The 19,888-nt window shown below is 67.4% G+C and carries 20 protein-coding genes; 16 read left to right on the top strand and 4 right to left on the bottom strand.

What is annotated here, in order from left to right; genetic code table 11:
- The first annotated feature begins 340 nt into the window (after positions 1 to 340).
- On the top strand, positions 341 to 835 hold the full coding sequence (locus EO136_RS09610) for a MarR family winged helix-turn-helix transcriptional regulator (protein ID WP_127144222.1): 495 nt from the start codon (positions 341 to 343) through the stop codon (positions 833 to 835).
- 47 nt (positions 836 to 882) lie between these two features.
- Here EO136_RS09610 and EO136_RS09605 read toward each other — a convergent pair whose 3' ends face one another.
- A complete protein-coding gene (locus EO136_RS09605) occupies positions 883 to 2,196 on the bottom strand; it encodes an NAD(P)H-dependent oxidoreductase (protein WP_127144221.1) in 1,314 nt (437 codons plus the stop codon).
- A gap of 286 nt (positions 2,197 to 2,482) precedes the next feature.
- Here EO136_RS09605 and EO136_RS09600 point away from each other — a divergent pair, with 286 nt between their 5' ends.
- From EO136_RS09600 to EO136_RS09585, 4 genes are read left to right on the top strand one after another with little or no spacing between them, the layout of a single operon-like run.
- Entirely contained in the window at positions 2,483 to 3,550 is a 1,068-nt protein-coding gene (locus tag EO136_RS09600) for an enoyl-CoA hydratase/isomerase family protein (RefSeq protein ID WP_127144220.1), read from the top strand.
- A gap of 47 nt (positions 3,551 to 3,597) precedes the next feature.
- Positions 3,598 to 3,912 carry an STAS domain-containing protein gene (locus EO136_RS09595; protein WP_127144219.1) on the top strand — a complete coding sequence of 105 codons (315 nt, stop codon included), beginning with the start codon at positions 3,598 to 3,600 and terminating at the stop codon, positions 3,910 to 3,912.
- Entirely contained in the window at positions 3,909 to 6,089 is a 2,181-nt protein-coding gene (locus EO136_RS09590) for a chemotaxis protein CheA (RefSeq protein ID WP_127144218.1), read from the top strand. The genes EO136_RS09595 and EO136_RS09590 overlap by 4 nt, the downstream gene beginning before the upstream one ends.
- Positions 6,090 to 6,109: 20 nt before the next feature.
- Entirely contained in the window at positions 6,110 to 6,598 is a 489-nt protein-coding gene (locus EO136_RS09585; RefSeq protein ID WP_127144217.1) for a chemotaxis protein CheW, read from the top strand.
- A gap of 99 nt (positions 6,599 to 6,697) precedes the next feature.
- Here the strand turns inward: EO136_RS09585 and EO136_RS09580 are convergent, their stop codons facing one another.
- Together EO136_RS09580 and EO136_RS09575 are read right to left on the bottom strand one after the other, a co-directional pair.
- A complete protein-coding gene (locus tag EO136_RS09580) occupies positions 6,698 to 7,927 on the bottom strand; it encodes an O-antigen ligase family protein (RefSeq protein ID WP_127144216.1) in 1,230 nt (409 codons plus the stop codon).
- Positions 7,924 to 9,063 (bottom strand): hypothetical protein, encoded by a 1,140-nt coding sequence (locus EO136_RS09575; protein WP_127144215.1) that lies wholly within the window; start codon positions 9,061 to 9,063, stop codon positions 7,924 to 7,926. The genes EO136_RS09580 and EO136_RS09575 overlap by 4 nt, the downstream gene beginning before the upstream one ends.
- A 192-nt stretch (positions 9,064 to 9,255) precedes the next feature.
- On the opposite strand from EO136_RS09575, the gene EO136_RS09570 reads away from it, so the two are divergent.
- The 9 genes from EO136_RS09570 (at position 9,256) to EO136_RS09530 (ending at position 16,601) form a co-directional block, all read left to right on the top strand.
- Complete coding sequence (locus EO136_RS09570; protein ID WP_206513301.1) at positions 9,256 to 9,888, top strand: chemotaxis protein CheD; 633 nt, start codon at positions 9,256 to 9,258, stop codon at positions 9,886 to 9,888.
- The gene (locus EO136_RS09565) at positions 9,885 to 10,745 is read left to right on the top strand and encodes a CheR family methyltransferase (protein ID WP_127144213.1); all 861 of its coding nucleotides are present in this window, start codon (positions 9,885 to 9,887) and stop codon (positions 10,743 to 10,745) included. The genes EO136_RS09570 and EO136_RS09565 overlap by 4 nt, the downstream gene beginning before the upstream one ends.
- Positions 10,742 to 11,857, top strand: coding sequence for a protein-glutamate methylesterase/protein-glutamine glutaminase (locus EO136_RS09560; protein ID WP_127144212.1), 1,116 nt, complete (start codon positions 10,742 to 10,744; stop codon positions 11,855 to 11,857). The genes EO136_RS09565 and EO136_RS09560 overlap by 4 nt, the downstream gene beginning before the upstream one ends.
- 79 nt (positions 11,858 to 11,936) lie before the next feature.
- Positions 11,937 to 12,326: a response regulator gene (locus tag EO136_RS09555; RefSeq protein ID WP_127144211.1), complete on the top strand. Its 390-nt coding sequence runs from the start codon at positions 11,937 to 11,939 to the stop codon at positions 12,324 to 12,326.
- Positions 12,327 to 12,357: 31 nt separating this feature from the next.
- Positions 12,358 to 12,720, top strand: coding sequence for a methylglyoxal synthase (locus tag EO136_RS09550; protein ID WP_127144210.1), 363 nt, complete (start codon positions 12,358 to 12,360; stop codon positions 12,718 to 12,720).
- 101 nt (positions 12,721 to 12,821) lie between these two features.
- Positions 12,822 to 13,607, top strand: a complete 786-nt coding sequence (locus EO136_RS09545) for an ABC transporter ATP-binding protein (RefSeq protein WP_246018317.1) — start codon at positions 12,822 to 12,824, stop codon at positions 13,605 to 13,607.
- A complete protein-coding gene (locus tag EO136_RS09540) occupies positions 13,604 to 14,308 on the top strand; it encodes an ABC transporter ATP-binding protein (protein ID WP_127144208.1) in 705 nt (234 codons plus the stop codon). Before EO136_RS09545 ends, EO136_RS09540 begins: the two co-directional genes overlap by 4 nt.
- An 8-nt stretch (positions 14,309 to 14,316) precedes the next feature.
- Positions 14,317 to 15,321 (top strand): branched-chain amino acid ABC transporter permease, encoded by a 1,005-nt coding sequence (locus EO136_RS09535; RefSeq protein ID WP_127144207.1) that lies wholly within the window; start codon positions 14,317 to 14,319, stop codon positions 15,319 to 15,321.
- Positions 15,318 to 16,601: a branched-chain amino acid ABC transporter permease gene (locus EO136_RS09530; RefSeq protein ID WP_127144206.1), complete on the top strand. Its 1,284-nt coding sequence runs from the start codon at positions 15,318 to 15,320 to the stop codon at positions 16,599 to 16,601. Before EO136_RS09535 ends, EO136_RS09530 begins: the two co-directional genes overlap by 4 nt.
- 169 nt (positions 16,602 to 16,770) lie before the next feature.
- Here the strand turns inward: EO136_RS09530 and EO136_RS09525 are convergent, their stop codons facing one another.
- Positions 16,771 to 17,970: an ABC transporter substrate-binding protein gene (locus tag EO136_RS09525; RefSeq protein WP_246018316.1), complete on the bottom strand. Its 1,200-nt coding sequence runs from the start codon at positions 17,968 to 17,970 to the stop codon at positions 16,771 to 16,773.
- A gap of 222 nt (positions 17,971 to 18,192) precedes the next feature.
- Here EO136_RS09525 and EO136_RS09520 point away from each other — a divergent pair, with 222 nt between their 5' ends.
- Together EO136_RS09520 and EO136_RS09515 are read left to right on the top strand one after the other, a co-directional pair.
- Complete coding sequence (locus tag EO136_RS09520; protein WP_164730518.1) at positions 18,193 to 19,326, top strand: glycine betaine ABC transporter substrate-binding protein; 1,134 nt, start codon at positions 18,193 to 18,195, stop codon at positions 19,324 to 19,326.
- Positions 19,327 to 19,424: 98 nt separating this feature from the next.
- The gene (locus EO136_RS09515) at positions 19,425 to 19,850 is read left to right on the top strand and encodes a protein tyrosine phosphatase family protein (RefSeq protein ID WP_127144203.1); all 426 of its coding nucleotides are present in this window, start codon (positions 19,425 to 19,427) and stop codon (positions 19,848 to 19,850) included.
- Positions 19,851 to 19,888 lie beyond the last annotated feature (38 nt).

Below are 19,888 nucleotides of genomic sequence, written 5' to 3'. Positions count from 1 at the left end.
CAACCGAGCTACGAAGGGCCGAACGCCCGTGTCCGGAGTTTGTTCCGCGAAAACAGGCGGTTCCGCGCGCCAGATTTATTTTTTGTGGCGAAAACATGTCGGTGATCCGGCCGGTCTGGGTCGAATTGCTTCTGATCTTGAAAGGATTTAGGGCCGGCGGGCCCCCGGCGGCTGTTGCCTCTTGGGTTGGCGGACGACACAGGATAAGTTCAAGATATCTCGTTCTGGCGTTGTAAGGCCATGAACCTTAAGTCTGTGTTTGTCGCGTTCGTGAGCGGGAAGGGTGCATCCACTCGTCCTTGAAACGCTGCAGCCCCTGCCACGCCGAGGACTAAAACCGTTGGAAGACCGCACCAAGACTGCCCTCTCCTCGATGCGCAAGATCCTGCGCCGCACCGAACTCAACTCCAAGGCGCTGATGCGCGAGACGGGCCTGACGCCGTCCCAGCTTGTGTTCATGCAGCTGCTCGAGGACGGGAACGAGCAGACGGCCGGCCACATCGCGGCGCGCATGGGGATCACCCAGGCGACGGCGACCGCGCTCATCCACAAGCTCGAGCGTCAGGGCATGGTGGTGCGGCGCAAGGGGGAATCGGACCGGCGTCAGGTCTGGCTCTCGCTCACCGATGCGGGGCGCGACGTGCTGGCGATTTCCCCCGATGGGGTGCATGCGCGCTTTCACGAGGCCTTCCGGGCGCTCGAGGATTGGGAACAGCTCATGCTGATCGCCGCGCTCGAGCGGGTGGCGGGCATGCTGGGCGCCGAAGACGGCGATGCGGCGGCGATCTTTGACGCCTCCGACACGCTGGCGCCGCGCGAGGCGCTGGAGCGATAGCGCGTTTCCAGGAAAAGTTTAAGACACCGTTCCGGTTGCGAAACGCTCTATATCCCCATCTCGTCCTGCTTCTTGCGCAAAGCATAGAGCTTGGTCGTGGTGTCGGGGGTCGCGTTGGCCTGGGTGAGCAACTGGCCCTTGGCGATGGGTGCGGTGACCTTGCCGCCTTCGAGAAGCCCCACGGGAATGCCGCGTGCCGCTCTTGCGTCACCCACGGTCATGGTATGGGAGCGGTAGCAGGTCTCTCCGATGGCATCGAGGGTTTCGCCCGGCGCAAGGTCGCGCTTGGCAAGCGCGCAGACTTCGGCCACGGGCGTGGGCAGGGGCACCATGTCGGGCCGGCCCGAGAGCATGATGCGGGCCGCGGTCAGAGGCACTTCGAGGCTGGTGAGGTGATAGGGGCGGAAAAACCCGTAATAGGGGCCGACCCCGATGTGGAGATCGTCCATGCGCTCGACGATGCGCGGATGGGTGGCCCTGGCCACGACGAACACCCCGGGCGCCACGCCCTTGCCTATGGTGTAATCGACGACGCCAGAGCGGTTGAGGACGCCCCCGTCCGCCTTGGGGATCAGGACCCTGGCGAGGGAATCGCGATCCGCGCTGGGCCCGTGCATGCCCGGCACGTCGGGCACGAGCCCGGTGGCGTTGGCGATGGCGGCCATCTCGACCATGGTTTTCGAGCCGTCCACGAACTCGACCAGCATGCGCGGGTTCATGTTCCGGCGCAGCGCTTCCTCGCGATAATCGTCGGGGACCGCGTCGCGGTTGAGCGGGTTGTTCTTGCCCTTGCCCGCCGAGACCACCTCGAGCCCGAGGGTGGAGACGAATTCGATCAGCTCCATGCACGAGGAGGGCTCGTCGCCCGCGCCCAGCGAATAGACGACCCCGAGCCTGTCGGCCTGGCTCTTGAGATAGGGTCCGATGGTCACGTCGGCCTCGACATTCATCATCACCAGGTGCTTGCCATGCTCCATGGCGAGCAGATCGACATCGGCGCCCACGCCGGGCTTGCCGGTGGCGTCGATGACCACGTCGACCTCATCGGCGGTGGCCATCAATGTGGTGTCCGAGGTGATGGCGATCTGGCCCGCGCGGACCGCGGCGCTCACCTGGGCGGCGGTCTGGACCTCCCGGCCCATCCCCGAGCCCGGGCCATAGGCGATATCGACCGCCGCGAGCGCGGTGGCGGGGCGGCGGGTGGCGATCACCGCGATCTCGATGCCCTCCATGAGCATCACCTGGGTTACAAGATCGGTCCCCATTTCCCCCGCTCCGATGATCCCGAGGCGCACGGGCCCGAGGGTCCGCGCGCGCTCGGCCAGGGCCCGCGCAAGTCCGGTCTTGTGGATGAGGGTCATGAAAAGGGAGGTCTCCGTCCGCTCTTGTCTTGTGGCAGGTTCGGGGCAACCCCGGGCCCATGCCGTGCGTTCCATCCGGCCGGGGGAAATCACCTTCGCCGGGCGGGTCCAAGTCTTTGATTTGTCGCGTTTCCGAACCGGAAAGGCGGGTCCGCTGGTTCCGGACACGTTCTAGTAGCGCCTTTTTCCGGTGTTGGGAAACCCCGGATGCGGGGTTCAAATCGGGGCAGGGCGGGGGCACAATGGCAGGCACATCATCAGGGAGAAATCCCAAAACGGAGAGACAATGGGCGGGGTAAGGATTTCAACGCGCGGGGCGACGGGGATCATCGGGCTGGACCGGCCCGAGGCGATCAACGCGCTCGACAAGGCCATGATCGATGCGGTCAACGCGGCGCTCGGCCAGTGGACCGACGATCCCGCGATCAAGGCGGTGCTGATCGAGGGCCATGGGGAGCGCGGGCTGTGCGCGGGCGGGGACGTGCGCGCCGTGCGGGCGCTGGTGCTCGAGGGCCGCACAGAGGAGGCGATGGCGTTCTTTGCCGCCGAATACACGATGAACGCGACCATCGCGCGCTACGCCAAGCCGGTGATCGCGCTCCAGCGGGGCATCGTGATGGGCGGGGGGATCGGCATTTCGAGCCACGCCCGGTTCCGGGTGGCGACCGCGTCGAGCCGGTTTGCCATGCCCGAGGCGCTGATCGGGTTCTTTTGTGACGTGGGGGTCAACGCCATTCTCGCCCAGACCACGCGCGAGCGGGCGCTGGCCTTCGCATTGAGCGGAATGTCGGTGGATGTCGGGGACGCCATCGCGCTGGGGCTGACCGACGCGGCGGTCAGTGAGGACGGGTTCGAGGACATGCGCGCCCGGCTGATCGACGCGGCCCAGGCGGGGGAACCCGATACCGCGATCGCCGCGATCATCCAGGCCCGCTCGATCGAACCGGGCACCGCCACGCTCTGTGCGCTTGCCGATTCGCTGAGCGCCGCGTTCGCCGAGCCCTCGGCGGCCGATGTGATCGCCCGGCTCGAGGAGCTGGCCGACGAGGGCGATCCGGGCGCTGCGGCGATGGCCGAAAAGCTCAAGGGGCTGTGCCCCTATTCGCTCGAGGTGATCCATGCAAGCCACCTTCTGGCCCGGCGCCAGCGCGACGTGGATGCGGTGCTCGAAACCGATCTCGCGCTCGCCCGGCACATGGCGCTGCGGCCCGATTTCGCCGAAGGGGTGCGGGCGCTGCTGGTGGACAAGGACAAGGCGCCCAGATGGACCCCGGCAAGCATGGAGGGCGTGGATATCCCGGCCATCGCCGCGCTCTGCGGGGGGCCGCGAAGCCGGGCGATTACGGATTCTTAAACGCTTGCTGACACTGTCCGGAGCTGAAGGGCAGGGCAGTGTCGGCAATGGACGGGACGGATCAGCACACCATAGCGCTTGCCCGGACCCTTGATGGAGGGGACGTCGGGGCCTTGCGCGCTGCGCTGGCCGAGGCGCTGGCGAGAGGCCCCGTTCGGCTCGACGCGTCGGGCACCGAGCGGGTTTCGACCAGCGGGCTGATGGTGCTTTTGAGCGCGGCGGTGAGCGCGCGGGCCATGGACCGGCCGCTCGTGATGGCCGATCCGAGCCCGGCGCTCGAGGAGGCGATCGAAACGCTGGGGCTGGCGGACCAGTTCGCGCCGATGATCCCATCCCATGCAGGAAACGCTCCAGGCCAATGAGCGATATCGACATCTTCAGGACCGTTTATTTCGAGGAATGCAGCGAGCTGCTGCAGGAGCTCGAAACCCTGCTTTCGGGGATCGCCGAGGGCGACGACCAGGCCGATGCGCTCAACGGGGTGTTCCGCGCGGTCCATTCGATCAAGGGCGGGGCGGGGGCCTTCGGGTTCGATGCGCTGGTGACCTTCACCCACAGTTTCGAGACGCTGCTCGACCATGTACGCCAGGGCGAGGTCGCGCCCGGCCCGGAGGTGGTGGCGCTGTGCCTGAGGGCCACCGATATCGTCGCGGACCTCGTTATGGCGGCCCGCGAGGGGACCGATCTGCCCGAGGGGTTCGGGGAGGCCGAGCGCGCCGCGTTCGAAGCGCTGTCGATGGCGGCGGGCTCGCCGGGCGCGGACGACGAGGGCGGGCTCGAGGATTTCGACATCGATTTCACCCCCGTGGCGGTGGATATCGGGGCCCGGCACGCCGCGCCGGAGCCCGCGCCCGAAGCGCCGAGCGGATGGTCGATCCGGTTCGTGCCCCATGCCCGGCTGCTGGCCACGGGCAGCGACCCGCTGGTGCTGATCCGGGCGCTGGGCGGGCTGGGGCGGCTGACGGTCAGCGCCGATACGACGGATTTGCCCGGGCTCGAAGCGTTCGACCCCGAGGCCTCTTATTGCCGCTGGTCGATGACGCTGAGCGAGACGAAGGCGGGCCGGGCCGAGATCGAGGAGGTGTTCTCGTTCGTCGAGGATGCCTGCGATCTCGAGATCGTCCCGGTCTTTGACGCGATCGATCCGGCGTGGTCCGAGGATGGCCCAGAGGACGCGTTTCCCGATTTCGCCGCGCTGATGGCCGAAGCCGGGCTCGCGCCTTCCCCGCCTGCCGGGCCCGAGGCCGCCGATATGGCGCCAGAGCCCGCGCCAGAGGCCCCGTCCCAAGCCGTGGTCCTGCCCGGTCCGGCGGTGGCCGGGAGCGAGGCCGGCCCGTCCGCGGGCGCGCCGGCGCGCGGGGGGCTGCAGACGATCCGGGTGGAGCTCGAAAAGGTCGACCGCGTGGTCAACATGGTGGGCGAGCTCGTGATCACCCAGTCGATGCTGGCCCAGCAGGTCGACGACACCATCAGGGACCGGTATCCCGAACTGGTGCGCGGGCTCGAAGTGCTCGCCCAGACCACGCGCGGGCTCCAGGACGCGGTGATGGCGATAAGGGCCCAGCCGGTCAAATCGGTGTTCCAGCGCATGCCCCGGCTGGTGCGCGAGCTTGCGACCAAGACCGGAAAATCGCTGCGGCTGGACATGGAGGGCGAGGGCACCGAGATCGACAAGACGGTGATCGAGCAATTGTCCGATCCCCTGACCCATATGGTGCGCAATTCGGCCGACCACGGCATCGAGACGCCCGCCGAGCGCATCGCCGCGGGCAAGCCCGAGACCGGCACGATCAGGCTTTCGGCGCAACAATCGGGCAGCACGATCCTGGTCGTGGTCGAGGACGACGGACGCGGGATCGACCGGGGCCGGGTGCTGGCGCTGGCGCGCGAGCGCGGGGTCGTGGCGCCCGACCATACCCCCACCGACGAGCAGATCGACAATCTGATCTTTGCCCCGGGGTTCTCGACCGCCGAGGCGGTTTCCGACATTTCAGGGCGCGGGGTTGGCATGGACGTAGTGCTCTCCAACATCCGCAGGATCGGCGGCTCGGTGCAGGTGCGCTCGCTGGCGGGCAGGGGCACGCGCATGACCCTGCGCCTGCCGCTGACCCTGGCGGTGCTCGACGTGATGGTGGTGAGCGTGGCCGGGCACCCCTATGTGATCGCGCTGTCCTCGATCATCGAGACACTCGAGACCGGGCGGGCGGAGTTCTCGACGCTGCCCTCGGGCGAGCGGATCCTGCGGCTGCGGGGCGATTATGTGCCGGTGGTCGATCTTTCGGCCCGGTTCGGGCTCGCGGGGGCCCAGAAGGGGCCGGGGCGGTTCGTGGTTCTGTGCGAAGCGGAGGGCGAGACACGGCTGGCGCTGGTGGTCGACGAGGTGATCGGCCAGCAGCAGGTGGTCATCAAGTCGCTCGAGGAGAATTTCGAGCATGTGGAGGCGATCGCCGGGGGCACGATCCTTGGCGACGGCAATGTGGCGCTGATTCTCGACGTGGACGGGCTGCGGCCCAATGGCCCGCGCAGAAGTGCCGCCTGAGCGCACAAGGAGCAATCGATATGGACGTGCTGGACTTTCGCGAGGACGGGGCCGAGGAAACGGCCATCGCCCCACAGGACGCGCTGCAGCTGATCGCGTTCTCGGTGGACGAGCAGACCTATGGGGTCGAGATCACCACGGTGCGCGAAATCCGCGCCTGGAACGGGGCGACGCCTCTGCCCAATACGCGCGAGTATGTGCGAGGGGTGATCAATCTGCGCGGCACCATCGTGCCGATCTTCGATCTGCGGGCCCGGTTCGGGGACGGCAGGACCGAGCCCACGCGCACCCATGTGGTGGTCGTGCTCAGCGTGGGGAGCAAATGGGTGGGGCTGCTGGTCGATGCGGTGAGCGATATCGTGACCGTGCCGCGCAGCGCCGTCCATGCCGTACCCGAAGGCAACAGCACCGACACCGAACTGCTCTGCGGCATCGTCACCCACAACGACCGCATGGTGGGGCTGATCGACCTCGAGGCGGTGACATCGACCGCTTCGGCGGCCGCCTAGAGCATAGCCTGTTCTGATTGAATCAGAACAGGAGCTCTAAGTCTTTGATTTGTCGCGTTTCCGAACCGGAAAAGTGTTTCCACTTTTCTTGGAAACGCTCTAGTGCCCCCGCGCGTTTTCCGGGGTTCTGGCCGGGCGGGGGACGGCGACGAGGATGGCGCTGAGGGCCACGTAGAGGGTCATGTGCAATTCGAACGCGATCATGGTATCGGGCAGGCCCATGATCCCATAGCCGGCGACCAGCACGAGGGCGAAGCGGAGGCGGAAGCCTTTTTGCGGGTCTTTGCCGCTGGCCAGCACCGCCGCGATCGGAGTGGCGAGGGCAACGATATAGGCCAGTGCGCCCAGGATCCCAGCACTGGCGGAGAGCTGCAGGGCATCGTTGTGCAGATGGGTGAGGGAGTGGAAGATCTCCAGATCCTCAGTGTAATGGGCGAGCGCGGCATCCATCACCGCCCGCCCGTGGCCAAAGAGCGGGGCCTCGGGAATGATCGCGAGGGCGGCGCGGTAGAGCGCGAGCCGGATCCGCACACTCTCGTCGCCGATGGCCTCGCCCGAGAGGATGGCAGCGAGGAGGCGCGGGAGCTGTTCGATCCGTTCGGCATCGACAAGGATCGCGACAAGCGTCAGTGCCGCACCGGCCCCGATCAGCGCGAGCAGGGCGATCCCGAGCCGCCGCCGGGGCACGACGAGCGCGCCGGCGATGATCGTCAGCGCGATGAGCGCAACAATGGCGGTGCGTGCGCCCGCGAGGGTCGCGGTGAGCGCGGCAAGGCCGATCCCGGCAAAGACCAGCCAGCGCCAGGATCCGCGCTGGTGGGGGTAGGAGACCACGGCGATCCCGGCGAACAGCACCGCGGTGTGGGAGAGGCGAATGGGGTCCGAGACCAGATAGCCCGCCCGCTCGGCCCCCAGCACCAGCCCGTCGACCAGCGCGATTGAGGCCGCCAGCGCCGTGCCGGCGAGCGCGGCGAGCCCCAGGGTCCGGGCGCCCTCCTCCCCCGCGAGGCGCGAAAGGGTGAGCAAAAGCGGGGCGAGGAGGATGAAGGGCAGGAAATTGACGATGCCGCCGATATCGGAGGGACTGGCCGCCGCTCCGACGCGGGCGACCGCCAGAAGTCCAAAGACCGCCCCGAACCCGAGTGTGAGCGTGCGCGCCGCCCGGTCCGGCCAGAGCGCCTTCCAGTCGACAAAGCCCATCGCCAGAAGGGCAAGCAGCAAGATGAGATAGTTGGCGAGAAACCCGAAAAGGGGGGCCAGCGGGAGCGCCATGGCAAAGATGGCAAGGCCCGTGGCGTGCGCGACGCGGGGTCTCGAGGGTGGGGTCATGGGATCCAGCCGATCGAACGGTACAGGGAGAGAAGGGCCGCGTCGGGCCGGGTGGGAATGCCTGCCGATGTGGCGCGGTCGTCCTTCCAGCGGGTGTTGATGCCCTTGAAGTGCCAGTAGAACAGGTCCTCGCGCATGGTCTTGGACCGGGGCGGGCGGTTCTCGATCCAGTGGACATGGGGCAAAACGCGCCGGTTGCGCACCCAGTCGCGGCGCGGGTCGAGCACCCATTTGCGCTGGGCGCAGCGCGCGGCGCGCGGATCGGCGGCCCGGCGGGTGAAATCGGCGTGGCGGGGGGTATCGGACGCGCCTTCGGGCTCGATCCAGACCCCGCGCATCACGACCAGACCGGCGTGGCTGGTCTCGCAGGTCTCGAAAATGGTGGTGCCGTCGGCGGGGCGGGCGGCGAGTTCGTCGATATCGAGATTGAGCAGGCCCCTGGCGCGGGCGGCAAAGCGGCGCAGCACCACGCTCATGGCCGCGTTCTGGACGAAATGGGACCAGTACGGGCGCAGGGTCACCGCCGGATCGTGGGCGCCGTAGCGGTAGGGCCAGTCCAGAACGATGCGGTGGGCAAAGCCGGGAACCGCCTCGAGCCGCTCGAGCACGCGCGCGGCGGGGTAGCGGGTCGAGCCGTTGTCGATGACGATCACCGCGTCGGCCCCGTGATGGTGCTGGTGGAAGGCCGCCCAGTCGGCGATCCAGTCCGGGTCGTTGTCCTTGTTCATGGTAAAGAGCACACGCCTGTCCTCGAGCGCTGCGGAATGGTTCTCGGCGATCGGGATTTCAAGGGACATCCCGCCAAGAGTCATGGCGATGGAGCTGGCCGAGGAGGGCACACGCGGCAGGGTGACGAGGGTGACCGAGGGGCCGGTGACCGTGTGGGCCCAAAGTCGCCGTCCGCCGGCCGCGAACCGGGCCCGGGCAAACATCGGCCCGAGATTGAGGGGCGGGGGGCAGACCATCACCACCCCGTCGCCATCGGCGTTCCGGAAGCAGTCATAGACGAGGATGCGGTCCTCGAAGGCGGCCATGAAGCTCTCGGGCCGGGGCCGGCGCGGGGCCCGCGGGATGCGGGCGGGCAAGGGCGCGGGGATATCCAGGGCGCCAGCGGGGATCAGGAGATTGGCCATCATGGAGCCCGGATCAGGATGCGTGCGCCCGTCAGCACCACACCGGGCTCCCGCGGTCAAGCCCGCACGCCCCCGTCCGGGCCGGTTAGCGAACCGATAAGGTTTGGCGCGCTATGGTCCGGCCCTGATGCCGGCCCGCTGGGGCCGGGCGCTGCGGCCCCGCACGAGGCCGGATGGCCGGGGAGAGCGTCTGCCTTGCGTGGCAAGCCCGATCACCAACGAACCTTGCGCGGGACGGTGGCCGCACCGCCCATCGACCTGGCGTCGGGCACGGTCCGGCAGGTCGTCCAGGGCGAGTGCCTCGTCACTGCCGATCCCGAGCTGACCTATTCCACGGTCCTGGGCTCGTGCGTTGCCGCCTGCGTGCGGGACGTGGACGCACGGGTGGGGGGCGTGAACCATTTTCTTCTGGCCGGACCGGGCCGGATGCGCGCCGATGGGCCCGCTTCGGCGCGCTATGGGGACGTGGCCATGGCCGAGCTTATTGCCATGGTCCTCGCGCAGGGGACGGGGCGGCGCGCGGCGCTCGAGATCAAGCTCTTCGGCGGGGGCAGCGTCCACGAGGCGCTGGCCGATATCGGGGCCCAGAACATCGCCTGTGCCCGGCAGTTCCTTTTCCGCGAGGGGTTCGCCATCGCGGGCGAGGATCTGGGCGGGGCTGTGGCCCGGCGCATTCTCTATCATCCGGCGAGCGGGCGGGTCTTCGTGCGGCGGTTGCGGGCCGATGCCAGCGACAGGCTGGCGCATCGGGAAATAGCCGAGGCGGGGCGCGTGCGGGCGGATGACGGGCATGGGACGGGGACCATGGGGACGAGAGGGACACGATGAAGACGGGCGAGATGGCGCTGAGCGATGCGGACTTTGCCCGGGTGCGCGCGCGGCTGCGCGCGGCAGCGGGGATATCGCTCTCGGACGCCAAGCGCACGCTGGTCATCTCCCGGCTCTCGGGCCGGATCCGGCGGCTGGGGCTGTCCGGGTTCGCGGCCTATCTCGATTATCTCGACGGGCCGGGCGGGGCCGGGGAGGCCCAAATCTTCGTCAATGCGCTCACCACCAATCTCACCCGTTTCTTCCGGGAGGATCATCACTTCGACCATCTGGTGGCGACGGTGAAGGCCCTGGCGGCGCGCCCCGCGCGGCGCGGCAGGGGCGGGCGTCCGCTCCTGCGCATCTGGTCGGCGGGCTGCTCGACCGGGCAGGAGCCCTATACGATCGCGCTGAGCCTTCTCGATGGGGTGCCTTCGCTGGCCGACTGGGATTTCAGGATACTGGCCACGGACGTGGACACCGACGTGCTGGAGAAGGCCGGGCGCGGGATCTATCCCGAGAGCGAGCTCGACGGGCTTTCGCCCGCGCGCCGGGCGCTGTTTGACGCCCGGGGCGACGGGACGATCGCGATCCCCCCCGCGGCACGGGAGATCGTGGTGTTCCGGCAGCTCAACCTGATGGAGCCCTGGCCGTTCGCCGGGCCGTTCGACGCGATCTTTTGCCGGAACGTGGCGATCTATTTCGACAAGTCCACCCAGACCGGGCTCTTTGCGCGCATGGGCGCAAAGCTGACCGATGACGGGCATCTTTATATCGGGCACTCCGAGACGCTCCATGGGGTGGCGCGCGCGTTCAGGCTGGTGGGCAAGACGACCTATCAGCGCAACGGGCACGCGGGCGCGCGGAGCGCGGCATGATCAAGGTGGTCGTGGTCGACGATTCGGCGCTGATGCGGCGGGTGCTCACCACGCTGATCGAAGAGGACGGGGATATCGCGGTGGTGGGCGTGGCGCGCGATCCGCTCGAAGCGCGCGAAACCATCAAGGCGCACGATCCGGACGTCGTGACCCTCGACATCGAAATGCCCAACATGAACGGGCTCGAGTTTCTCGAAAAGATCATGCGGCTGCGGCCCATGCCGGTGGTGATGGTCTCCTCGCTGACCACGCGCAGCGCGCGGGAAACCATGGTGGCGCTCGAGCTCGGAGCGGTCGATTTCATCGCCAAGCCGGCGGGCGCGGGCCCCGGGGACCGGGAGGCGATGGGCCAGACCCTGCGCCAGAAAATCAGGGATGGCGCGCGCACCGATGTTTCCAGCCGCGCCCTCGCCCGCACACGGGCCCAGCCCCGCGCGCCCCTGAACCTCAAGGCACCGTGCCCGCCGGGGACGCTGATTGCGCTCGGGGCCTCGACGGGGGGCGTCGATGCCATCCGGCGGGTGCTCGAGGGCCTGCCCGCCGACAGCCCGCCGGTGGTGATCGCCCAGCACATGCCGGCAGGGTTCACGACCCGGTTCGCCGCGCGGCTCGACGAGCTGGTGGAGCTGACGGTCCACGAGGCGGAGGATCGCATGGCGCTTTTGCCGGGCCATGCCTATGTGGCGCCGGGCGACCGGCATCTTCTGGTCGAGCGCAGCTCGGGCGCGCTCAAATGCCGGGTGGCGGGGGGCGAGCTGCGCTCTGGTCACCGGCCGAGCGTCGATATCCTCTTTGCCTCGGTGGCAGAGGTCGTGGGAGCACTGGCGGCGGGCGCGATCCTGACGGGCATGGGCCGGGACGGGGCCGAGGGGCTGGGGCGCATGCGCGCGGCGGGGGCCTATACAGTGGGCCAGGCCCAAGGGTCGGCGCTGATCTACGGCATGCCCCGGGCGGCGGCGGAAATCGGTGCGGTGGCGATCGAAGCCCCGATCGAGGAGATCGCCGGGCTGCTGATTTCCGGGCTCCTGGGCAGGCGGGAGGCGGGCGGTCACGGAGACCGCCAGGCCGCGCGCATGGCGGCCGGTCAGGGCGCCCGCAGGGGCGAGGGTTGATGGATTGGTAACGCTTGCCCGATAGTCTTTGAGGGCTTTCCCGCCCGGTGTGGCGGGGTCTTTCTGTTGGGGAGTGCCCATGCCCAAGGCCAGCGCCGTCAGCGTCATGATCGTGGATGACCAGCAGTCCATGCGGGGAATCTGCAAGTACATTCTGGGCCAGCTCGGGTTCAAGGACATCATCGAGGCCAAGTCCGGGCGCGACGCGCTCACCAAGCTCGAAAAAACCAGTGTGGACCTGATCATATCGGACTGGAACATGGACGATGTGGACGGGCTGACCCTCCTCAAGGTCGTGCGCAGGCATCCGCGCACCAAGGACACCCCCTTCATCATGGCGACCGGCCGGTCCGACAAGGAACAGGTCAAGGAAGCCATCGAGTGCGGGGTCAACAATTACATCATCAAGCCGTTCGACGCGGGCACCATGCGGCGGCGCATCGAGGCGGTGATCGGCGCGCTCTCCTGAGGGAACGACGCCGAACGGGAGGGCGCCAAAAATGAAGCGGATCGGGCTGGTCGCCCATGACGACATGAAGGACGCCATGGTTGCGTTCGCGACGGCGCACAGGGACCGGCTGGCTGCGTTCGCGCTGGTGGGGACCGGGACGACCGGCGCGCGGGTCGCCCAGGGTACGGGGCTCGAGATCACCTGCCTCAAGAGCGGGCCGCTGGGCGGGGACGCGCAGCTGGGCTCGATGATCTGCGAGGGGCAACTGGACGCACTGATCTTTCTGATCGACCCGATGTCGGCCATGCCCCATGATGTGGACATCAAGGCGCTGGTGCGTCTGGCCACGCTCTATGACATTCCGCTGGCGTGCAACAAGGCCACGGCCGAAGCGGTTCTCGCGGCGCTTTGAGCGCACAAATTGTTGACCATGCGCGGCGCATGTGAACAGATGCCGCAAAATTGGGCATGGGCGCCCACACGGCATTATCTGACCAAGGGGTTTGGGGAACGGTGTCTTTCGACGCGGTTATCGAAGTCCGCAACGTTTCAAAACGTTTCGGCGGGCTGTCGGCGGTATCGAACTGCTCGCTGGAAGTCGCGCGCGGTTCGATCACGGGGCTGATCGGTCCGAACGGGGCCGGCAAGTCCACGCTTTTCAACATGGTTGCGGGCAATTTCCCGCCCAGCGAGGGCACGATCGTCTTCGACGGGCAGGATATCACCGGGCTCAAGCCGCACCAATTGTTCGGCCGCGGCCTTTTGCGCACCTTCCAGATCGCGCACGAATTTTCCAACATGACCGCGCTCGAGAACCTGATGATGGTCCCGCCCGACCAGCCGGGCGAAAGTCTCGCCCAGATCTGGTTCAAGCCCGGCGTGGTGGCGGCGCGCGAAGCCGAGGTGCGCCAGAAAGCGCTCGACGTGATCGACTTCCTCAAGCTCGGCCACGTCAAGAACGAGCTGGCGGGCAATCTCTCGGGCGGGCAGAAAAAGCTCCTCGAGCTGGGGCGCACCATGATGGTGGATGCCAAGGCGGTGCTGCTCGACGAGGTGGCCGCGGGCGTCAACCGCACGCTTCTCAACGATCTGGCGGGCAATATCGAGCGGATGAACACCGAATTGGGCTACACCTTCTTTGTCATCGAGCACGACATGGACCTGATCGCCCGGCTGTGCGACCCGGTGATCGTGATGGCCCAGGGCGAGGTGATCGCCAAGGGCCGCATGGAAGAGCTGCGCAACAATCCCGAGATCGTCGAGGCCTATTTCGGCGCGGCGGTGGAGGTGACCCCATGAGCCTTGTGGAGCTGCGCGACGTGACCGCCGGCTATGGCGGCGCGCCGATCCTCAAGGGGGTCAACATCGCCATCGAAGCCAGCGATATCGGGGTGATCGTGGGGCCGAACGGGGCCGGCAAGTCCACGACGCTCAAGGCGATCTTCGGGCTCCTGAAAGTCCAGGAGGGGCACGTCACCTTCCGGGGCCGGGACATCACCAATGCCGAGGCGGACCGGCTGGTGCCCATGGGGCTGAGCTTCGTGCCCCAGGAGCACAACGTCTTCACCTCGATGACCGTGCACGAAAATCTCGAGATGGGCGGGTTCACCCGCTCCGACGACATCACCGGCACGCTCGATGAGGTCTACGGGATGTTCCCCGATCTTGCCGCCAAGCGGCGCCAGAAGGCGGGCGAGCTTTCGGGCGGCCAGCGCCAGATGGTGGCCATGGGCCGGGCGCTGATGAGCAAGCCATCGCTCCTGATGCTCGACGAGCCCTCCGCAGGGCTTTCCCCGCGCTACATGATGGAGATATTCGAGCAGGTGGCGCGGATCAACAAGACCGGGGTGGGCATCCTCATGGTCGAACAGAACGCCCGCCAGGCCCTGGCCTTTGCGACCAAGGGCTTCGTGCTCGCGAGCGGGCAGAACAGATTCACCGGCACGGGGCAGGAGCTTCTCGACGACCCCGACGTCGCAAAGAGCTTTCTTGGGGGCTGATCGCGCCGATGAACGATTTCATCTTCTTTTTCAATCAGGTCGTGGTCAACGGCATCTCGCTGGGCTCGGTCTACGCGCTGGGCGCGGTGGGCGTGACGCTGATCTTCGGCATCCTGCGGTTCGCCCATTTCGCCCATGGCGACATGATGACGATGGGCGCCTATATCGCCTTCGTGCTGGCCAGCCTCGTGGCGGGACTGGGGCTGACCCTGCCCCTGCCCACCGGCTTTGTGGTGCTGCCCTTCGCGATGGTGATCGCCACGCTGATCGCGCTGGGGATCGACAAGGGGTTCTATGCGCCGCTCAGGGCGCGCGGGGCGCGTCCGGTGACGCTGCTGATCGCCTCGATCGGTGTCACGATGATGATCCAGGGGCTCGTACGCCTGTTTGGCGGGGTGCAGACGCGCTCGTTTTTCGAGACCGAGCCCAAGGGGCTGATCCGGATCGAGCTGCCCTTCGAAGGGGTGACCCGGCCGATCTCGTTCACCGAGCCGCAATTGCTGCTGGTGATCGTCACCGCGATCGCGGTCTTTGCGCTGCATTTCTTCCTCACCCGCTCGCGGCTGGGCAAGGCGATGCGGGCGATGGCCGACAATGCCGATCTGGCGAAGGTTTCAGGCATCAATACTGCGCTGGTCATCCGGGTGACCTGGATCATCGCGGGCTCGCTGGCCTGCCTTGCGGGCACCATGCTGGCGCTCGACGTCTCGCTGCAGCCCGCGCTGGCTTTCAACATCGTGCTGCCGATCTTTGCGGCGGCGATCGTCGGGGGGCTGGGCCAGTCCTACGGCGCGATCGCGGGCGGGTTCCTCCTGGGCTTTGCCGAAACGCTGGCGGTGTTCAACTGGGCGGTGCTGCTGCGCCCGTTCCGTGACAGTTTCCCCGACTGGTTCGAGATCCCGGCCAATCTTGCGCTGGTGCAGTCCGAATACAAGCTCACCGTGGCCTTCGTTATCCTCGTGGTCGTGCTGCTCGTGCGCCCGACCGGCATCTTCAAGGGGGCATCCTCATGACCCTGCGCTATGTCGTTCTGTTCGGAGCGCTGTTCGCCCTGATCGTGGGGGTGGGCGTTCTGATGGGGCTGCCCTTCACCCTGCGGCTGTTGGTCGAGGCCTTCGCCTTCGCGCTGATCGCGATGGGCCTCAACATCCAGTGGGGCTTTGGCGGGCTGTTCAATTTCGGCGTTCTGGGCATGCTCATGGTGGGCGGGTTCGCCGTCACCTTCATGTCCTATCCGATAAACGAGGCCTTCTGGATCTCGGACGGGCCGATCATGCTGGGCCAGACGCTTATTGCCGCCGCCATCGGGGCGGTACTGATCGTGCTCGCGCACAAGGCGCACAGGGTCGGGGTCACCGGCAAGCTGCGCGCCGCGGGGATCGTGCTCGCCTGGTTCGTTGCCTACATCATCTTCCGCAGCCAGATGGATCCGGCCGCCTCCTATATCCTGTCGGAAGCCGGCTGGGTCGGCGGGCTGGGCCTGCCGGTGATCCTGGGCTGGGCGCTGGGCGGGGCGCTGGCGGCGTTCATCGCGTTCTTTGTGGGCAAGATCTCGCTGGGGCTGCGCACCGACTATCTCGCCATCGCCACGATCGGGATCGCCGAGATCGTCCGTGCCACCATCCGCAACACCGAATGGCTGACCCGCGGCACGCTGACGGTTTCGCCCATTCCCTGGCCGGTGCCCACCCCCCAGGCTTGGCAGCTCTGGGGCGCAACCACTTCCGACAGCTTCATTTATGCGCGCGCGGGGTATCTGGCGCTGGTGGTGGCGCTCGTGATCGTGGCGCTGTTTTTGATCCACCGGGCGTATCTGAGCCCCTGGGGCCGCATGATGCGTGCGATCCGCGACAATCACATCGCGGCGGGCTCGATGGGCAAGGACGTCAAGGCGCGCCAGCTCGAGATTTTCGTCTTCGGTTCGGTGCTCATGGGCATCGGCGGGGCGATCCTGGTCTCGTTCGGCTCGATCTACGATCCTTCGAGCTACCAGCCGATCAACCATACCTTCATCGTGTGGGTGATGCTGATCGTGGGCGGTGCAGGCAACAATTTCGGCGCGCTGTTCGGTGGGCTGTTCATCTACATGGTGTGGCTGTTGTCCGAGCCGCTGGCCCAGGCACTGTTTGCCACCGTGAGCAACTGGTCGGTCTCGATGGGCTGGCACGCGATCCCCGACATCAATGCGCGCTCGGTGCAGATGCGGGTGTTCGTTCTGGGCCTGATCATCACCCTGGCGCTGCGCTATGCGCCCCGGGGCCTGCTGCCCGAGTTCATCCGCCGCGACCAGTAACGCGGCGGGCAGAGCCCGGCGGAGCGGCTGACCGTGTCGGGCCCCGCCTGGGTGGGGTTCTGAACATCCGACCAGTGCAGACAACGGAAAAGGCCCGGGATCGCTCCCGGGCCTTTTCCGTTGGGCAAGGACTTGCGCCGGAGCGGCTGGCTCCGGCGCGTAGTCGTCCTTATTCGATGACGCCGACTTCGACGAACTCGCCGCTCTCGACGGTCATCTCGACGATGACGCCGTCAACGTCGCCATTGTCATCGAAGTCCAGTTCGCCGCCAGCGCCGACATAGTTGATGTCTTCGCCTGCCGCGATGAGCTCGACGGCCTTTTCCCACTCGCCGGGCATGATGGTTTCGCCCGGAGCGGAGGCCACTTCACGCAGGGCCGCGGAGACGCCCTCGCGATCGGCCGAGCCGTTCTTTTCGATGGCGAGCGCCAGAAGGAACGCCGCGTCATAGGCCTGGGGGGCGTACACCGATGCACCGTCGATGCCGGCTTCCTCGGCAAGGCTCATGAAGACATCGGCCGAATCGCCGTCAAAGGCGCCGGCGCGGGTCGCGATCATGCCCTCGACCATGGAGGCGTCGATACCGGTAAACAGGTCCGATCCGACCATGCCGTCGCCGCCCACGAAATCGGTGAAGTTGCCTGCCTCGATGGCCTGACGCAGGATGGTCTGGCCCGAGCCGTTGGCGTAGCCGAGGATGGCGAGGGTCTGGGCGCCCGACGAGGCGAGCGAGCCAAGCTCGGCGCGGTAATCGGACCGGCCATCCTCATGGGCGAGATTGGCCGCCACGATGCCGCCACCGGCCTCGAACTCGGCGGCCAGGGTGTTGGCAAAGCCCGAACCATAGTCGTTGTTGACATAGGTGATGGCCAGTTCCTCGATGCCCTTGGAGAGCAGCAGGCTGGCCAGCTGGGCGCCCTGGAAGGCGTCGGACGGGGTGGTGCGGAAGACGAGATCGTTGTCGTCGAGCTCGGATACCGACGGCGCGCTGGTCGCTGGCGAGACCATCACGGTGTTGCCGGCGATCGCCGCGGTGTTGGCGCCACCCACGGTGGCCGGGGTGCAAAGCCCGCCGACGATGGCGGTGACGTTCTCGGTGTTGACCAGACGGTCGGCAGCCGAGCCGCCCATGGTCGCATCGCAACCGGAATCGGCGACAACGCCGGCGAGGGTCTGGCCGTCGAGGATGCCGCCCTGATCGTTGACGTGGGTGATGGCAAGCTCGGCGCCGTCAAGGATCGCCGGAGCAAGGCTTTCGATCGCCCCGGTCAGGTCCATGAGCAGGCCGAGCTTGACTTCCTGTGCGACTGCGGGTGCGGCGGCGCCCAGAGCGCTCGCGGCAACGGCCAGGGACAGAACTTTATTCATATGATGCATGATTTCCCTCAGTGTTCGGGGATGGGTGGGAGGACTGCGCCGCATGCATGCGGTCTTGGGCCCGGCCCCTCCATCGGAACGAAGCCCACTCGCTGGACTTCACCAAGGCGCAACATGGCACATTTTCAAAACGGGAGTCATCCGTTTTCGGGTGAAGGATTTGTTGCGTTTCGCCAGTTGCTTAACCCGGGCGGTTTTGTCAATTTGCTGGCGATGACATCGCCCCGCGCCCCACGAGCTCTGATCGGTTCCCTTCTCCTGCTTGTGGCGGGCGGGTTTGGTGCGCCCGGTGCGGCATTCGCCCAGGTGCAGATCCTCGAGCCCGGCGGGCTCGACATAGGTCCGGTGGTCGAGAGCCCCTGCGGGCGGGACGATTTTTCGATCGCGTCGATGGCCTGGCCGTCCGCGGCAATCCTTGCGGAAATCCACGCCCAGATTCTGACCGACGCCTTCGGGTGCACGGTGAGCGTGGTGCAGGGAGAGCCGTCTGCCGCGCTCTCGTCGATCACAACTACCGGCCAACCGGCGCTTGTGCCCGAGATCTGGGCGTCGCGGATCGCGGAAATCTGGAACGGGGCGATCCGTGCCGAAGCGGTGCGGGCGGCCGGGGACGCGTTCGGGGAGGGTGCGCTCGAAGCCTGGTTCGTGCCCGATTATGTGAGCGCCGACGTGCCCGAGCTGGTTTCGGTCGCAGCGCTGGCCGCCGACCCCGGGGCGCTGGCCCGGAGCGCGATGCCCGGGCTCGTCCCGGTCGAGGAGGCCGAGGGCGCGCCCGAGGGCGGCGAGACTGAGACTGAGGCCGAAGCGGTGGAGGGGGAGGCGTCTGGACGGCCCTTCTTTATTTCGTGCCCGGCGGACTGGGCCTGTTCGGTGATCAACAGGGGGATGCTCGAAGCGTACGGGCTGGCCGAGCGCTTCGAGGTGATGGTGCCCGAGGACCGGTTTGCGCTCGACCGGATGATCTCCGACGCGGTGTCGCGGCGCGAGCCTTTCGTCACCTATTACTGGCAGCCCAACGCGCTGATCGACCGGCTGGGCCTCGTGCCGCTGGACATGGGCGCGTTCGACGGGGCGGCGGCCCAGTGCATCGCCATCGCCGATTGCGTGGCGTTCGGCCCCTCGGCCTTTGCCAAGGACGATGTGTTCGTGGCCGCGCCCCAATGGGTGTTCGCCGAGGCGCCCGAAGTCGCGGGATATCTCTCGCGGGCGCAGATGCCGCTTGCCGAGATGAACGCGCTTCTGGCCTGGCAGGTGGAAAACGAGGCCTCGGCCCGGGAGACCGCGGCCCGGTTCATCGCCACGCGCGAGACGCTGTGGCGGGACTGGATCGGGCTCGCGGCGCAATAGGGACGCAAGCCGCCGATGCGCCAAGGCGAGTTGCGCAAGCTCGCGGCCCCCGCGTATAAGTCGGGCAACGCAACGTCAAACCGACCGGAGACCAGACGATGGTGGAGACCAAGACGATCAACCCGCATGTGAGCGTGGCCGGGCAGATCCACCCCGCGGACGTGGCGGCGCTCAAGGCCGAGGGATTCGTCGCCATCGTCAACAACCGCCCCGAGGGGGAGGCCCCCGACCAGCCGGCGGGCGCCGAGATCGCGGCGGCGGCGCGCGAAGCGGGGCTGGCGTACTACGAAATTCCCATGGGACGCGAAGGGGTGAGCCCGGAGATGATCGCCGCGACCCGGGAGGCGCTCGACGCCCATGAGGGCAAGGTGCTGTGCTTTTGCCGCTCGGGCACCCGTTCGACCACGCTCTGGGCGCTGAGCCGGGCGGGCCGGGACGATGCGGACACCATCATTTCGGCCGCCGCGCGGGCCGGCTATGACATGGGCCATCTCTCGGCCCATCTCGACACGCCCGTGGACTGACGTCCGCGGTACGGCACGCTGCCCCGGCGGGGTCGCCG

The sequence above is a fragment of the Pelagibacterium montanilacus genome (assembly GCF_003992665.1).
GTDB classification, from domain to species: Bacteria; Pseudomonadota; Alphaproteobacteria; order Rhizobiales; family Devosiaceae; genus Pelagibacterium; species Pelagibacterium montanilacus.
This window is presented reverse-complemented; position numbering and strand designations above follow the sequence as displayed.

Coding starts and splice junctions, on each gene's coding strand:
- EO136_RS09560 (WP_127144212.1), top strand. CDS start 10,742: ATGATCAAGGTGGTCGTGGTCGACGATTCGGCGCTGATGCGGCGGGTG.
- EO136_RS09585 (WP_127144217.1), top strand. CDS start 6,110: ATGGACGTGCTGGACTTTCGCGAGGACGGGGCCGAGGAAACGGCCATC.
- EO136_RS09550 (WP_127144210.1), top strand. CDS start 12,358: ATGAAGCGGATCGGGCTGGTCGCCCATGACGACATGAAGGACGCCATG.
- EO136_RS09515 (WP_127144203.1), top strand. CDS start 19,425: ATGGTGGAGACCAAGACGATCAACCCGCATGTGAGCGTGGCCGGGCAG.
- EO136_RS09590 (WP_127144218.1), top strand. CDS start 3,909: ATGAGCGATATCGACATCTTCAGGACCGTTTATTTCGAGGAATGCAGC.
- EO136_RS09575 (WP_127144215.1), bottom strand. CDS start 9,063: ATGATGGCCAATCTCCTGATCCCCGCTGGCGCCCTGGATATCCCCGCG.
- EO136_RS09580 (WP_127144216.1), bottom strand. CDS start 7,927: ATGACCCCACCCTCGAGACCCCGCGTCGCGCACGCCACGGGCCTTGCC.
- EO136_RS09600 (WP_127144220.1), top strand. CDS start 2,483: ATGGGCGGGGTAAGGATTTCAACGCGCGGGGCGACGGGGATCATCGGG.
- EO136_RS09605 (WP_127144221.1), bottom strand. CDS start 2,196: ATGACCCTCATCCACAAGACCGGACTTGCGCGGGCCCTGGCCGAGCGC.
- EO136_RS09535 (WP_127144207.1), top strand. CDS start 14,317: ATGAACGATTTCATCTTCTTTTTCAATCAGGTCGTGGTCAACGGCATC.
- EO136_RS09565 (WP_127144213.1), top strand. CDS start 9,885: ATGAAGACGGGCGAGATGGCGCTGAGCGATGCGGACTTTGCCCGGGTG.
- EO136_RS09540 (WP_127144208.1), top strand. CDS start 13,604: ATGAGCCTTGTGGAGCTGCGCGACGTGACCGCCGGCTATGGCGGCGCG.
- EO136_RS09595 (WP_127144219.1), top strand. CDS start 3,598: ATGGACGGGACGGATCAGCACACCATAGCGCTTGCCCGGACCCTTGAT.
- EO136_RS09530 (WP_127144206.1), top strand. CDS start 15,318: ATGACCCTGCGCTATGTCGTTCTGTTCGGAGCGCTGTTCGCCCTGATC.
- EO136_RS09520 (WP_164730518.1), top strand. CDS start 18,193: ATGACATCGCCCCGCGCCCCACGAGCTCTGATCGGTTCCCTTCTCCTG.
- EO136_RS09555 (WP_127144211.1), top strand. CDS start 11,937: ATGCCCAAGGCCAGCGCCGTCAGCGTCATGATCGTGGATGACCAGCAG.
- EO136_RS09525 (WP_246018316.1), bottom strand. CDS start 17,970: ATGAATAAAGTTCTGTCCCTGGCCGTTGCCGCGAGCGCTCTGGGCGCC.